This window comes from Klebsiella sp. HC6 (assembly GCF_022605325.1).
GTDB lineage: Bacteria > Pseudomonadota > Gammaproteobacteria > Enterobacterales > Enterobacteriaceae > Klebsiella > Klebsiella terrigena.
Genome location: NZ_CP093276.1, coordinates 92835 through 107323, shown reverse-complemented (window position 1 = coordinate 107323; position 14489 = coordinate 92835). Strand labels below are relative to the sequence as shown.

Annotated in this window: 14 protein-coding genes; 9 read left to right on the top strand and 5 right to left on the bottom strand. The window is 59.8% G+C overall.

Going from position 1 to position 14489, the window contains the following annotated elements:
* Window positions 1–219: 219 nt before the first annotated feature.
* From gmk to fpr, 7 genes are all read left to right on the top strand, one after another.
* Window positions 220–843 carry a guanylate kinase gene (gene gmk, locus MMW58_RS00510; RefSeq protein WP_041143234.1) on the top strand — a complete coding sequence of 208 codons (624 nt, stop codon included), beginning with the start codon at window positions 220–222 and terminating at the stop codon, window positions 841–843.
* Window positions 844–897: 54 nt separating this feature from the next.
* Window positions 898–1173 carry a DNA-directed RNA polymerase subunit omega gene (rpoZ, locus tag MMW58_RS00505; protein ID WP_006817787.1) on the top strand — a complete coding sequence of 92 codons (276 nt, stop codon included), beginning with the start codon at window positions 898–900 and terminating at the stop codon, window positions 1171–1173.
* A gap of 18 nt (window positions 1174–1191) precedes the next feature.
* Window positions 1192–3315, top strand: coding sequence for a bifunctional GTP diphosphokinase/guanosine-3',5'-bis pyrophosphate 3'-pyrophosphohydrolase (gene spoT / locus MMW58_RS00500; RefSeq protein WP_045853829.1), 2124 nt, complete (start codon window positions 1192–1194; stop codon window positions 3313–3315).
* Window positions 3316–3453: 138 nt separating this feature from the next.
* Window positions 3454–4143: a tRNA (guanosine(18)-2'-O)-methyltransferase TrmH gene (gene trmH / locus MMW58_RS00495; protein ID WP_241722588.1), complete on the top strand. Its 690-nt coding sequence runs from the start codon at window positions 3454–3456 to the stop codon at window positions 4141–4143.
* A gap of 4 nt (window positions 4144–4147) precedes the next feature.
* Window positions 4148–6229, top strand: coding sequence for an ATP-dependent DNA helicase RecG (gene recG, locus MMW58_RS00490; RefSeq protein ID WP_241722587.1), 2082 nt, complete (start codon window positions 4148–4150; stop codon window positions 6227–6229).
* 62 nt (window positions 6230–6291) lie between these two features.
* Window positions 6292–7302, top strand: coding sequence for a class II fructose-bisphosphatase (gene glpX / locus MMW58_RS00485; protein ID WP_159236626.1), 1011 nt, complete (start codon window positions 6292–6294; stop codon window positions 7300–7302).
* A gap of 130 nt (window positions 7303–7432) precedes the next feature.
* Window positions 7433–8179 carry a ferredoxin--NADP(+) reductase gene (gene fpr / locus MMW58_RS00480; protein ID WP_241722586.1) on the top strand — a complete coding sequence of 249 codons (747 nt, stop codon included), beginning with the start codon at window positions 7433–7435 and terminating at the stop codon, window positions 8177–8179.
* Here fpr and MMW58_RS00475 read toward each other — a convergent pair whose 3' ends face one another.
* A complete protein-coding gene (locus MMW58_RS00475) occupies window positions 8180–8608 on the bottom strand; it encodes a DUF805 domain-containing protein (RefSeq protein ID WP_095102606.1) in 429 nt (142 codons plus the stop codon).
* A 112-nt stretch (window positions 8609–8720) separates the two neighbouring features.
* Between MMW58_RS00475 and MMW58_RS00470 the strand changes: the two genes are divergently transcribed.
* Both MMW58_RS00470 and tpiA read left to right on the top strand, forming a co-directional pair.
* Entirely contained in the window at window positions 8721–9320 is a 600-nt protein-coding gene (locus MMW58_RS00470; RefSeq protein WP_241722585.1) for a DUF1454 family protein, read from the top strand.
* Window positions 9321–9427: 107 nt separating this feature from the next.
* Window positions 9428–10195 (top strand): triose-phosphate isomerase, encoded by a 768-nt coding sequence (gene tpiA / locus MMW58_RS00465; protein ID WP_041143242.1) that lies wholly within the window; start codon window positions 9428–9430, stop codon window positions 10193–10195.
* 68 nt (window positions 10196–10263) lie between these two features.
* Here the strand turns inward: tpiA and MMW58_RS00460 are convergent, their stop codons facing one another.
* The 4 genes from MMW58_RS00460 to MMW58_RS00445 all read right to left on the bottom strand — a co-directional run bounded on the left by MMW58_RS00460 (window position 10264) and on the right by MMW58_RS00445 (window position 14486).
* Window positions 10264–11568, bottom strand: a complete 1305-nt coding sequence (locus MMW58_RS00460; protein WP_133600197.1) for an SLC13 family permease — start codon at window positions 11566–11568, stop codon at window positions 10264–10266.
* 123 nt (window positions 11569–11691) lie between these two features.
* Complete coding sequence (locus MMW58_RS00455) at window positions 11692–12414, bottom strand: GntR family transcriptional regulator (protein WP_241722584.1); 723 nt, start codon at window positions 12412–12414, stop codon at window positions 11692–11694.
* Window positions 12415–12476: 62 nt separating this feature from the next.
* Window positions 12477–13517 carry an ADP-ribosylglycohydrolase family protein gene (locus tag MMW58_RS00450; RefSeq protein ID WP_041143245.1) on the bottom strand — a complete coding sequence of 347 codons (1041 nt, stop codon included), beginning with the start codon at window positions 13515–13517 and terminating at the stop codon, window positions 12477–12479.
* 9 nt (window positions 13518–13526) lie between these two features.
* A complete protein-coding gene (locus MMW58_RS00445; protein ID WP_241722583.1) occupies window positions 13527–14486 on the bottom strand; it encodes an aminoimidazole riboside kinase in 960 nt (319 codons plus the stop codon).
* Between the last annotated feature and the right edge of the window lie 3 nt (window positions 14487–14489).

Below are 14489 nucleotides of genomic sequence, written 5' to 3'. Positions count from 1 at the left end.
CGCCGGGGCATCACCGGCGATAAGGGCTTTTCCGTGCCGCGAGCCGGCTTCCAGGGTTTGTCGTTGATTGCGGCAACTCACAGAGAAATCAGGGAAACAGCAGGCAAAATGAAAGAAACAGAGGGAAAAAGTGTGACAGGGACTACGTCACAGCGCGGCGGCGTGTATAATAGGCTCGTATGTAGTTTCTCTTTCGACCATCACATACAAAAGACTCTCATGGCTCAAGGCACGCTTTATATTGTTTCCGCCCCAAGTGGCGCGGGTAAATCCAGCCTGATTCAGGCTTTATTAAAAACCCAACCGCTGTACGACTCTCAGGTCTCTGTTTCGCATACCACGCGCGCGCCGCGTCCTGGTGAGGTGCACGGTGAACACTATTTCTTTGTTAATCACGACGATTTCAGAACGATGATTGGTAAAGACGCATTTCTTGAGCATGCGGAAGTTTTTGGCAACTATTACGGCACCTCGCGCGAAGCGATCGAGCAGGTACTGGCAACCGGCGTTGATGTCTTCCTCGATATCGACTGGCAGGGCGCTCAGCAAATCCGTCATAAAATGCCGGGCGCGCGCAGCATTTTTGTTCTGCCGCCGTCCAAAGATGAGCTTGACCGTCGCCTGCGTGGCCGCGGCCAGGACAGCGAAGAGGTGATCGCAAAACGTATGGCGCAGGCTGTTGCAGAAATGAGCCATTACGCGGAATATGATTACCTTATTGTGAATGATGATTTTGATACCGCCCTGGGCGATCTGAAAAACATCATCCGCGCCGAACGTCTGCGCATGAGCCGCCAAAAGCAGCGACATGGCGCTTTAATCACCAAACTGTTGGCAGACTGAACCCACATTCAGTATCATGCCCAGTCATTTCTTCATCTGTGGAGCATTTTAAGTATGGCACGCGTAACTGTTCAGGACGCTGTAGAGAAAATTGGTAACCGTTTTGACCTGGTACTGGTCGCCGCGCGTCGCGCTCGTCAGATGCAGGTTGGCGGGAAAGATCCGCTGGTAGCGGAAGAAAACGATAAAACTACCGTTATCGCACTGCGCGAAATCGAAGAAGGTCTGATCAACAACCAGATCCTCGACGTGCGCGATCGTCAAGAACAGCAAGAGCAGGAAGCCGCTGAATTACAAGCAGTGACCGCTATTGCTGAAGGTCGTCGTTAATAACGCAGCGGGTCGCCCTTGTATCTGTTTGAAAGCCTGAATCAGCTGATTCAAAACTACCTGCCGGAAGAGCAAATCAAGCGTCTTCGGCAGGCGTATCTCGTTGCACGTGACGCTCACGAGGGTCAGACACGTTCAAGCGGTGAACCCTATATCACGCACCCGGTAGCAGTAGCCTGTATTCTGGCCGAGATGAAACTCGACCACGAAACGCTGATGGCCGCCCTGCTGCATGACGTGATTGAAGATACCCCTGCCACCTACCAGGACATGGAGCAGCTCTTTGGTAAAAGCGTTGCCGAGCTGGTAGAGGGGGTATCAAAACTTGATAAGCTCAAGTTCCGCGATAAGAAAGAGGCGCAGGCCGAAAACTTTCGCAAGATGATTATGGCGATGGTGCAGGATATCCGCGTCATCCTCATCAAGCTTGCCGACCGCACCCACAACATGCGCACCCTGGGCTCGCTACGCCCGGATAAACGCCGCCGCATTGCCCGCGAAACGCTGGAAATCTACAGCCCGCTGGCCCACCGTTTAGGTATTCACCACATTAAAACCGAGCTCGAAGAGCTGGGCTTTGAAGCGCTGTATCCCAATCGGTATCGCGTCATTAAAGAAGTCGTTAAAGCGGCGCGCGGCAATCGTAAAGAGATGATTCAAAAGATCCTCTCCGAAATCGAAGGACGCTTACAGGAAGCGGGGATCCCCTGTCGCGTCAGCGGTCGCGAGAAGCATTTGTACTCCATCTACTGCAAAATGGTGCTCAAAGAGCAGCGTTTTCACTCGATCATGGATATCTACGCCTTCCGCGTGATTGTCCACGATGCCGACACCTGCTACCGCGTGCTTGGCCAGATGCACAGCCTCTACAAGCCGCGTCCAGGGCGGATGAAAGATTACATCGCCATTCCGAAAGCGAACGGCTATCAATCTTTGCACACCTCGATGATCGGCCCGCACGGCGTCCCGGTTGAGGTACAGATCCGTACCGAAGACATGGACCAGATGGCGGAAATGGGGGTTGCGGCGCATTGGGCCTATAAAGAGCACGGCGGCGAGAGCAGCACCACCGCGCAGATCCGCGCCCAGCGCTGGATGCAGAGCCTGCTGGAACTGCAGCAGAGCGCAGGCAGCTCGTTTGAATTTATCGAGAGCGTCAAATCCGATCTGTTCCCCGATGAGATTTACGTTTTCACCCCGGAAGGGCGCATTGTCGAACTTCCCGCTGGCGCAACGCCGGTGGACTTTGCCTACGCGGTGCATACGGATATCGGCCACGCCTGCGTTGGCGCACGCGTTGACCGCCAGCCGTATCCGCTGTCGCAGCCGCTCTCCAGCGGCCAGACGGTAGAGATCATTACCGCACCGGGCGCGCGTCCGAACGCCGCCTGGCTGAACTTTGTCGTCAGCTCGAAAGCGCGCGCGAAGATCCGCCAGCTGTTGAAAAACCTCAAGCGCGATGACTCCGTCAGCCTCGGCCGCCGGCTGCTCAACCACGCCCTCGGCGGCAGCCGCAAGCTGGCAGAAATCCCGCCAGAGAACGTTCAGCGCGAGCTTGAGCGCATGAAGCTGGCGACGCTGGACGATCTGCTGGCAGAAATCGGCCTCGGCAACGCGATGAGCGTGGTGGTTGCCAGAAACCTGCAGCAGGGAGAGACCGTCTCCGCGCCGGCGCAAAGCTCAACGCCATCAGGCCACGGACATCTGCCGATTAAAGGCGCCGACGGCGTGCTGATTACCTTCGCCAAGTGCTGTCGTCCGATTCCCGGTGACCCGATTATCGCGCACGTCAGCCCCGGCAAAGGGCTGGTCATTCACCACGAGTCCTGTCGTAACATTCGCGGCTACCAGAAAGAGCCCGAGAAGTTTATGGCCGTCGAGTGGGATAAAGAGACTGCCCAGGAATTTATCACCGAAATTAAGGTGGATATGTTTAACCACCAGGGCGCGCTGGCGAACCTCACGGCCGCGATCAATACCGCCGCTTCCAATATTCAAAGCCTGAATACGGAAGAGAAGGATGGCCGCGTATACAGCGCCTTTATTCGCCTTACCGCGCGGGATCGCGTGCATCTGGCGAATATCATGCGCAAGATTCGCGTGATGCCGGACGTGATAAAAGTCACCCGTAACCGAAACTAGCCTTATACACAAAATCATTCGGGCCAGGTCGCGAAACGCGTCAGCGTTTCGCACAGCGCTTGCGCTGGTCCCGAAGGGCGAGGCTGTAAGCCGGGTAGCCAGCGGCGCACGCCGAGGCAATTTGAAGGATGAAGTGTAATGAATTCAAAGCGTTATGCGCGTATTTGTGAGATGCTCGCCAGGCGTCAGCCTGACCTGACGGTCTGCATGGAGCAGGTCCACAAACCTCATAACGTCTCTGCGGTTGTTCGTACCGCAGACGCCGTTGGCGTGCACGAAGTGCACGCTATCTGGCCCAGCAGCCGCATGCACACCATGGTCGCCGCCGCCGCGGGCAGCAACAGCTGGGTACAGGTCAAAACGCACCCTACCATTGGCGACGCCGTCGGTCACCTAAAGGACCAGGGCATGCAAATCCTCGCCACCCATCTTTCTGACAAAGCCGTCGACTTTCGTGAAATCGACTACACCCGGCCCACCTGTATCCTGATGGGCCAGGAAAAAACCGGCATCACCGCGGAAGCCTTAGCGCTGGCGGACCAGGAGATCGTGATTCCGATGACGGGCATGGTGCAGTCGCTCAACGTCTCCGTCGCCTCCGCCCTGATTCTCTATGAAGCGCAGCGCCAGCGGCAAAACGCGGGCATGTATAAACGCGAAAACAGCATGCTGCCGGAAGAAGAGCAGCAGCGCCTGCTGTTTGAAGGTGGTTATCCGGTGCTGGCAAGAGTGGCAAAACAAAAAGGCCTGCCCTATCCCCACGTCAACGGCCAGGGCGAAGTCGAAGCCGACGCCGCGTGGTGGGCCACAATGCAGGCAGCGAGGTAAACCGATGCAAAGCCGTCTGCTGGATGCTGTCCCGCTCAACACGTTAACCGGCGTTGGCGCAGCGCAGAGCAGCAAGCTGGCGAAAATCGGCCTGCACACCGTGCAGGATCTTCTGCTGCATCTGCCGCTACGCTACGAAGACCGCACCCAGCTCTATCAAATCGGTGACCTGCTGCCGGGGGTCTACGCCACCGTTGAAGGCGAAGTGCTCAACAGCAACATCACCTTCGGCGGCCGCCGGATGATGACCTGCCAGATAAGCGATGGCTCGGGTATTCTCACCATGCGCTTCTTCAACTTCAACGCCGCGATGAAAAACAGCCTTGCCGCCGGCCGCCGGGTGCTGGCCTATGGCGAAGCGAAGCGCGGCAAATACGGCGCGGAGATGATCCATCCGGAATACCGCGTGCAGGGCGATATGAGCACCCCCGACCTGCAGGAGACCCTGACTCCGGTCTACCCCACCACCGAAGGTATCAAACAGGCCACGCTGCGTAAGCTGACCGACCAGGCGCTGGAGCTCCTTGAGACCTGCGCTATCGCCGAGCTGCTGCCGCCCGAGCTGGCGCAGGGAATGATGAGTCTCCCGGAGGCGCTGCGCACCCTGCATCGCCCGCCGCCGTCGCTCCAGCTCAGCGAGCTGGAAACCGGTAAGCACCCGGCCCAGCAGCGCTTAATTCTGGAAGAGCTGCTGGCGCATAACCTGAGCATGCTGGCGGTTCGCGCCGGCGCCCAGCGCTTTCACGCCCTGCCGCTCAGCGCCAACGATGGCCTAAAAAACAAGCTGCTGGCTTCCCTGCCCTTTAAACCGACCGGCGCCCAGGAGCGGGTGACCGCCGAGATCGAGCGGGATATGACGCTCGATGTGCCGATGATGCGCCTGGTACAGGGCGACGTCGGCTCCGGTAAAACGCTGGTTGCCGCCTTCGCGGCGCTGCGGGCCATCGCCCACGGCAGGCAGGTGGCGCTGATGGCGCCGACGGAGCTGCTGGCGGAGCAGCACGCCGCCAACTTCCGCAGCTGGTTTGCACCGCTGGGCGTTGAGGTCGGCTGGCTGGCCGGCAAACAAAAAGGCAAGGCGCGTCAGACACAGCAGGACGCCATCGCCAGCGGTCAGGTGCAGATGATTGTCGGCACCCACGCCATTTTTCAGGAGCAGGTCCAGTTTAGCGGCCTGGCGCTGGTGATCATCGATGAACAGCACCGCTTCGGGGTGCATCAGCGCCTCGCGCTGTGGGAAAAGGGCCAGCAGCAGGGCTTCCATCCGCATCAGCTGATCATGACCGCCACCCCCATTCCGCGCACCCTGGCGATGACCGCCTACGCCGACCTCGACACCTCGACGATCGACGAGCTGCCGCCGGGCCGTACGCCGGTCACCACGGTGGCCATCCCTGACACCCGCCGCAGCGATATTATCGACCGCGTGCGCAACGCCTGTACTCAGGAAGGCCGTCAGGCCTACTGGGTCTGTACGCTGATTGAAGAGTCAGACCTGCTGGAAGCCCAGGCGGCGGAAGCCACCTGGGAAGAGCTGAAGCTGGCGCTGCCGGAGCTGAATATCGGCCTGGTGCACGGCCGGATGAAGCCGGCGGACAAGCAGGCGGTCATGCAGGCCTTTAAGCAGGGCGAGCTGCATCTGCTTATCGCCACCACGGTTATCGAGGTCGGGGTGGACGTGCCTAACGCCAGCCTGATGATTATCGAAAACCCGGAACGTCTCGGGCTGGCGCAGCTGCACCAGCTCAGGGGCCGCGTCGGGCGCGGCGCGGTGGCCTCCCACTGCGTGCTGCTCTATAAGTCGCCGCTGTCGAAAACCGCCCAGCTGCGCCTGCAGGTCCTGCGCGATAGCAACGACGGTTTCGTCATCGCGCAAAAGGACCTCGAGATCCGCGGCCCGGGCGAGCTGCTCGGCACCCGACAGACCGGCACCGCCGAATTTAAGGTCGCGGATTTACTCCGCGATAAGGCAATGATCCCCGACGTTCAGCGCATTGCCCGCCATATTCACCAACGCTACCCGCAGCAGGCCCAGGCGCTTATCGAGCGCTGGATGCCGGAAACCGAACGCTATTCCAACGCCTGACGCCTCTGCTCCCGCAGGAGCAGGCGGCGCCGCGCGCAATTTTCCTTCAGAACGAGTGAATTATGAAACGAGAACTGGCCATCGAATTTTCGCGTGTTACCGAAGCCGCCGCGCTGGCGGGCTACAAGTGGCTGGGCCGCGGCGATAAAAACATCGCCGACGGCGCCGCGGTTAACGCCATGCGCATTATGCTCAACCTGATTAATATCGACGGCACTATCGTCATCGGCGAAGGTGAAATCGATGAAGCGCCGATGCTCTACATCGGCGAGAAGGTTGGCACCGGCAGCGGCGACGCGGTGGATATCGCCGTCGACCCGATCGAGGGCACGCGGATGACGGCGATGGGCCAGGCGAACGCGCTGGCCGTCATGGCGGTGGGCGATAAGGGCTGCTTCCTGAATGCGCCGGATATGTACATGGAAAAGCTGATTGTCGGTCCGGGGGCGAAAGGGGCGATTGACCTCAATCTGCCGCTGGCGGAGAACCTGCGTAACGTGGCGAGCGCGCTGAATAAGCCGCTCGGCGAGCTGACGGTGACCGTGCTTGCCAAGCCGCGCCATGATGCGGTGATTGCCGAGCTGCAGCAGCTGGGCGTGCGCGTCTTCGCCATCCCAGACGGCGACGTGGCGGCCTCTATTCTGACCTGCATGCCGGATAGCGAAGTTGACGTCCTGTACGGTATCGGCGGTGCCCCGGAAGGCGTGGTTTCCGCCGCGGTGATCCGGGCGCTGGACGGCGATATGCAGGGCCGCCTGCTGGCCCGCCACCACGTCAAGGGCGACAGCGAAGAGAACCGCCGGATCGGCGAGAACGAGCTGGCGCGCTGTAAAGAGATGGGCATTGAGGCCGGCATCGTGCTGCGCCTCGACGAGATGGCGCGCAGCGATAACGTGGTCTTTTCCGCCACCGGGATCACCAAAGGCGACCTGCTGGACGGCATCACCCGCAAGGGCAATATGGCCACCACCGAGACGCTGCTGATCCGCGGAAAATCACGCACCATCCGCCGTATCCAGTCCATTCACTATCTCGATCGTAAAGATCCGGATATCCAGCTGCATATCCTGTAAGCCCTTCGGCCTGCGGGCAGGCTGAAGCAGGCGCTAATATTTGATCAATAGAGCTTTCCGGCCCCGTTGGGCTGGAAATCTTTGTCGTCTGCAACGAAGATAGGGCAACGCTTCGCAACGGGAGAAGATCATGGCGGACTGGATTAGCGGCAAAGTAACAAAAGTAGAATACTGGACCGACGCGCTGTTTAGTTTGCACGTACGGGCCCCTGTTCATCCGTTTACCGCCGGGCAGTTTGCCAAACTGGGCCTGGATGTTGACGGCGAGCGCGTGCAGCGCGCCTACTCCTACGTTAACGCCCCGAGCAATCCCGATCTTGAATTCTACCTGGTGACGGTTCCGGAGGGCAAACTCAGCCCACGGCTGGCCGCGCTGCAGCCTGGCGATGACGTGCAGATCGTCAGCGAGGCCGCCGGTTTCTTCGTGCTCGAAGAAGTGCCGGATTGCGATACCCTGTGGATGCTGGCCACCGGCACGGCAATTGGCCCGTACCTGTCGATTCTGGAAGAAGGCAAGGACCTGGAGCGCTTTAAAAACCTGGTGCTGGTCCACGCCGCGCGCTATGCCGCCGATCTTAGCTATCTGCCGCAAATGCAGGCGCTGGAGGAAAAATATAAGGGCAAGCTGCGTATCCAGTCGGTGGTCAGTCGGGAAACCGTACCGGGCATGCTAACGGGGCGTATTCCGTTCCTGATCGAAACCGGCGCTCTGGAAGAGGCGGTTGGCCTGGCGATGAACGCTGACAATAGCCACGTGATGCTCTGCGGCAACCCGCAGATGGTGCGGGATACCCAGCAGCTGCTGAAGGAGACCCGGCAGATGAGCAAGCATCTGCGCCGCCGGCCGGGCCATATGACAGCCGAACACTACTGGTGATCAGGACTCCGCCTTCCAGCGAACGTCCTGCGTCTCTTTACCAAATTTATTTTCGCCCTGGGTGCCGACGAACGCTCCCAGGTCGATCAGCATCATCACCATAATCAGCGTCGGCACAAAGCGGCCGACAACCCACTGCCAGGCCCCCGGGAGCACCGCCCAGTTCCCCGCCAGCAGCATCCACGCCAGAACCATCAGCAGCGCCCAGATACCCGACCTGCCGCGATCGTGCAGCCGTTTGATGGTCACCGCCGCCGTTGGCCAGAGCAGGCAAACCAGCATAAAGGCCGCGGTCTGTAGATTCAGCAAATTTGACCCGGCCAGGGTGAACAGCGCGCTCATGGTCAATATCCAGATAACAATCCAAATCCAGAAATCACGGCGTCCAATACGCCCTTTAATTGAGAACATCCACTGCTGTAGGGTCATGTTTTATTCCTTATCATCATCATTCGCGTAGTTTACCCTGAAGCGGTGACTTTTTGACAAGCGCGACGGTTCCCGTTTTAATCGTCAGCAGGCAAAAAAAGGAAGGACGGGTATGAAGAAGTGGGCAACCTTATGTTTGATTGGGCTGACAGCGTTATCTGTCGGCCATAAGGCGCTGTCCGCCGAGCCAGAATCATCCTCCGCGGCGCCCTATCTGCTCTCCGGCGCGCCGGTCTTTGATATCTCCATCAGCGAGTTTCGGGAAAAATTCAACGCCGATAACCCCAAACTGCAGCTCAACGAATTTCACGCAATTAGCTCCAGCCGCGACCGGGCTAACCTGACCCGGGCGGCAAGCAAGATTAACGAAAACCTGTACGCCTCCACCGCCCTGGAGCGCGGCACGCTCAAAATCAAATCGATGCAGGTGACCTGGCTCCCCGTTCAGGGGCCGGAGCAGAAGGCGGCAAAGGCGAAAGCGCAGGAGTATATGAGCGCCGTTCTGCGCACCTTCGTCCCGACATTAAGCCCGGCGCAAAGCGGGCAAAAGCTGCAAAAACTGCTCGCCGCGGGCAAAGGGAAACGCTACTTCGCCGAAACCGAAGGCGCCATCCGCTATGTGGTAGCAGACAACGGCGAAAAGGGGCTTACCTTCGCTGTTGAACCGATTAAGCTAGCGCTATCTGAAACGCTGGAGAGCAATAATAAATGACAAAAAGCAAAGCCTTTCCAACGACGAAACTCTATACTGTTTGACAGACCATGCTGCCCCCAGGGGCGGCTATATTCCTTAATTCGCTTATAGCGTGGAGAATTAAAATGCGACATCCTTTAGTGATGGGTAACTGGAAACTGAACGGCAGCCGCCACATGGTAAACGAGCTGGTGGCTAACCTGCGTACCGAACTGGCCGGCGTGACCGGCTGTGCTGTTGCTATCGCTCCGCCGGAAATGTATATCGATCTGGCTAAGCATGCGGCAGAAGGCAGCCATATTCACCTGGGCGCGCAGAACGTTGACCTGAACCAGTCCGGCGCATTCACCGGTGAAACCTCTGCCCAGATGCTGAAAGATGTCGGCGCTGAATACATCATCATCGGCCACTCTGAGCGTCGTACTTACCACAAAGAGTCTGACGAATTTATCGCGAAGAAATTCGCCGTCCTGAAAGAGCAGGGTCTGATCCCGGTTCTGTGCATCGGTGAAACCGAAGCGGAAAACGAAGCGGGCAAAACGGAAGAAGTTTGCGCACGTCAGATTGACGCAGTGCTGAAAACTCAGGGCGCAGCGGCATTCGAAGGCGTAGTTATCGCTTATGAGCCAGTATGGGCTATCGGTACCGGCAAATCCGCTACCCCGGCTCAGGCTCAGGCCGTGCACAAATTCATCCGTGACCACATTGCTAAAGCGGACGCCAAAGTGGCCGAGCAGGTCATCATTCAGTACGGCGGTTCCGTTAACGCATCTAACGCCGCAGAGCTGTTCACCCAGCCGGACATCGACGGCGCGCTGGTTGGCGGCGCATCGCTGAAAGCAGACGCTTTCGCGGTCATCGTTAAAGCAGCAGAAGCAGCGAAAAAAGCGTAATTCAATACGCCGGTCACCCGGCGAGATGGATCCGCAGCCCGGCTTAGCGTAGCGCTAGCCGGGTTTTTTTATAGTTTCCCCAGCAGCTGATACCACCCGTAGTTCAGCGGCAGCAGCAGCAGATAGCTGACCGCCGCCAGCGCAATGCATAGCAGCATCCCCGACCGCGCCGGAACTTTGCCCAGCGCCATCGCCACCACGATAGGCGATGCCTGATACGGCAGCAGCGGCGTCGAATAGCCCAGGACCTGAATCATAATCACGCTCAGCAGCGGGAAGCCGGTGGCGTCGGCAAAGCTCTGCGCGAAGGTGGTGTACAGCGCGGGTACGCCGTTGGCGGTCATAATAAAGTTGAGGGCGCTGGTGATCCCGGTGAGGGCAAGGAAGCTGGTAAAAGGACTCTCTTTATCGAGCGGCATCACGTGCAGCAAAGCGTTGCCGACCACGCCGCCAATCCCGGTCTGCGTGACGGTAATCGCCAGCCCGAGGATCCCGGCGACGTAAATACAGGTGCGAATGTTCACCCCCGTGGAGAACTCTTCCCCGCTGATAAACCCCACCCGCGGCAGCAGCGTAATCACCGCCGCCGCCAGCCCCGTCCAGGCGGGACCAATCCCGTGCCAGCTCTCGCTCACCCAGAGGCTCAATACCACCGCCAGCAGCCAGGAGAGGCGCTTCTCATCCCGGCTCATCGGCGGCAGCAGCGTCCGCTCCCGCGGCGGATGCGGCCTGCCGGGAAACAGCCAGCAAATCAGCACCACCAGCGCCGCGCCCTTCAGCCAGCCCAGCACCGGCGTGTGCAGCAGCAAATACGGCAGATAGTTGAGGTGAATACCGTACGACCCCTCCGCCGCGCCGCTCATCACTAAATTTGGCACGTTGGCGGGCAGGATCGTCGCCGAAAGCTGGAAGGTGCCGAAGCCGACCGCCAGCGCCAGTCCGTACCAGGCGCGGGTGCCGTCCTCAATCCCGGCACGCTTCGCCATCGCCGCGACGATCGGCATCAGCAGCGCGATGCGCCCCATATTAGAGGGCATCACGAAGGCCAGGGCATAGCTGAGCAGCACCACGCTGCCCACCATCAGCGGCCAGGAGTCCGTCAGCCTGGCCGACAGCGCCTGCGCCGCCCTGTCCGCCAGGCCGGTTTTACGAATCGCGATCCCGAGGACAAAGCCGCTGAACACCAGCCAGAACGCCGATGACGCGAAGCCGCCAAAGATAACCTCCGGCGGCGCTATTTTTGCCATCATCGCCGCGGCGAAAAACAGCAGCGCGGTAATAAATTCCGGCAGCAGGGAGGTCGCCCACAGCAGGATGGTAATGCCGACAATCAGGGAGGGAAGGAACAGAGGGTGAGAAAGCCAGAGCGACATACCTGTCTCCTGTCGTTTTTTTCAGCAAGAATACGACGCCGGGTCGGGCAGGTAAATGCCAGATATGGTGGGGTTATCGGCCGCCTGGCTACGCTGTGAGCTATCGCACGGCGCAGCGCGCGGCTAGTGGTAGTGAATTTCGCCGAAATATTCCGACAGCACGTAATAGCGGCAGTATTCGAAGGGGATATCCCGCCCGGCCTGAAACGTCTGTCGCGCCACGGAAAGCAGCGGCTTGTTGGCGGCAACCTGCAGCTTCTCGCACAGCTCCGCAGACGGCAAAATGGCGTCCACTTTTTCAATCGCCGAGTCGCTGGTGACGTTGAGCAGCGAATACAGCGAGGTGTGCTCCAACGCCTCGGCCGTGAGTTCAAGACCGGGAAAGAAGCTCAGATCGAGATAAATCTTCTCATGGTTAAACGGGCGATTATTGAGGTAGCGAATGCGTGAGATAAAAAGATAGTGCTGATGCGCGGGCAGGCTCAGACCATCGGCCTGAGCGTCGCGCGCCCGACGCGGCGCAATGTCGAGGATGCGGTTTTCAACGGCGACGCTGGCATCCCGTAAATCGCGGGTAATTCCGCGAAAGGTATGGCCGTAGTTGACCCCTTCCGGCACGGCGCAAACCACCGAACCGCTCCCGCGCTGCGAGGAGATAATCCCCGCGTTGATAAGCTCGCTCCAGGCCTGCTTCACCACGATCAGCGAGACGTGATACTCCCGGGCCAGCTCCTTTTGCGTCGGCAGCTGGCTGCCTAAAGGCAAAGAGCCGTTCTGGATCCGCTGACAGATGATAAAAAATAGTTGCTTATAAAGCGGGGTAAAGCTCGTTTTATCAACCTGCAAACTACGCACCTCACGTCTTCGCCAGCAGGGGACGCGTTACCGTCCCCGGCAGGGTGAATTCGCTACCCTGCGATCTGTCTGGCCAGTTCTGCCAAATCGAAATGATTCATACGATCCACGGTCGTTAAATAATCGGCGGGAAGAGCGTCCACGCCATGGAATGCGCCGGAGATCGCCCCAACCATGGTGGCGACGGTATCAGTATCATTGCCGATATTAACGCCGGAGATAATAGCATCTACGGCAGAATTCGGACAACACGCGAACAGGCCGAAAGCCGCCGGTACGGCTTCGCTGACGTGCAGCCCGCTGCCGATGATGTCGGCCAGCTCCACCACCGCCGTTTCCCAATGACGATGCCGCTTGCCGATCGCCACGGCCAGCTCGATGCGCCGGGCGACGGACGGCCCGGCGACCATCATCGCGCCCCGCTCCTCGGCCAGCAGATAGCCCCGCTGCGCGCCGTAAACCCCCGCCGCGATAATGCTGTCGGCATCGGTCTGCGCCCTTAGCGCCTCGCTGGTGGCCGCGGCCATTGCCGCCGCACCGGACATTGCCAGCACGTTGTTATGCGTGAAGCGACAAATCTGCAGCGCGCAGTCAATCGCCGCGTCAAGATTGCCGGGATGCAGCACCGCCGCGGGCCAAATCTTCATTGCCGCGCCGTTCGTCGCCTCGGCGTTGCCCTTATTAATAATCTGTACGGACTGCTTTTCGCCCTCCAGCTCGCCCTGCAAAGAGGCGCGGTTATCGTTAAATATCGCCTTCATCGCCGCCCGGGTGGTGGGGCCGGTAAAGTTGGCGTAGTAGGGGTAAGCCAGCCACTGCTGGAACGCCTCGCGCATCGCCTCGTCGCTGACCTCCCGCCGATGGCGCAGCAGGGCGTCCATAATGTACTTCGCCTGGATAAAATCATCGGTGCACATCCCGGCCTCGTTGCAGCGGCCAAAGGTGTCGGCGGGCGGCTTCTGAAAGGTGGTGACCCAGCCGCCAAAATAGTCCTTTATTTGCTGCTGAGTGCGCACTTCCGTCGCCGCGCCCATCGCGTCCGCCGCGGCGGCGCCCACCAGGCATCCCAGTATTTTGTTTTGCTCAACGTGCATGATGACTCCTTATTTCACGGTCATGGCTTGTTCCAGCGCGTGGCTGGAGAGAAAAGTGTTTAGCTGCTCGGGGAACGGCAGCGCGGTCATCGCCCCTTTGGCCGTTACCGCCATCGCGCCGCAGGCGTTAGCCTGCCGAATAGCGGTGGTCAGCAGCGCGGGGTCCCAGCGCTCGGCCTGCGAGAGGGTGTAGAGCAGACCGCCGACAAAAGCGTCGCCGGCGCCGGTGGTATCGACGACCTCGACGCGGGGAGCGGGGAACCACTGCTCGCTCTCGGGGCTCACCAGCAGCGCGCCCTCGGCGCCTAATGAGATCACGGTGGTGTCGCAGCCCAGATCGCGCAGGTAGTAGCGGGCATCCTGCCAGCGGGCGGCGCCGCTCAGCTGGCAGAGCTCGTCGGCGGAGACCTTGCAGATTGAGGCGAGCGCGGCGGAACGGGCGATCAGGGCGGGAATTTCGCCGGCATCGCGCCACATCTTGCTGCGTAAATTGACGTCGAACAGCACGTAGCCGCCGGCCTCACGCGCTCTTTTCGCCCCTTCCAGGCACGCCTCCCGCGCCGGCTGGTCCGTTAGCCCTATCGAGCTGAAGTAAAACCACTCGTGCGGGCGGAACGTCGGTAGATCCGCCGGCGACACGAAGGTATCGGCCCCCGGGTGCACCAGATAGGTGAAGCTGCGCTCCCCGTCGGATGCCAGGTTGACGATCAGCACCGCGCTGGTGAGCGCCGCATCGTGCCTCAGGTATGAAACATCCACGGCGTTATCCTGAAAAACCTGGCGCAGGAAACGCCCCGCATCATCGTCCCCGAGGCAGCCGATAAAGCCGCACCGCCCTCCCAGCCTGGCGACGCAGACGCTAACGTTCGCCGAGGCGCCGCCGGGGCACTTCAGGTAGCTGTCCTGCTTTTCGGCAACCAGATCGACGGAAGCATCGCCGATAACCCAGACCTTATTCATGGCGTTCATCTG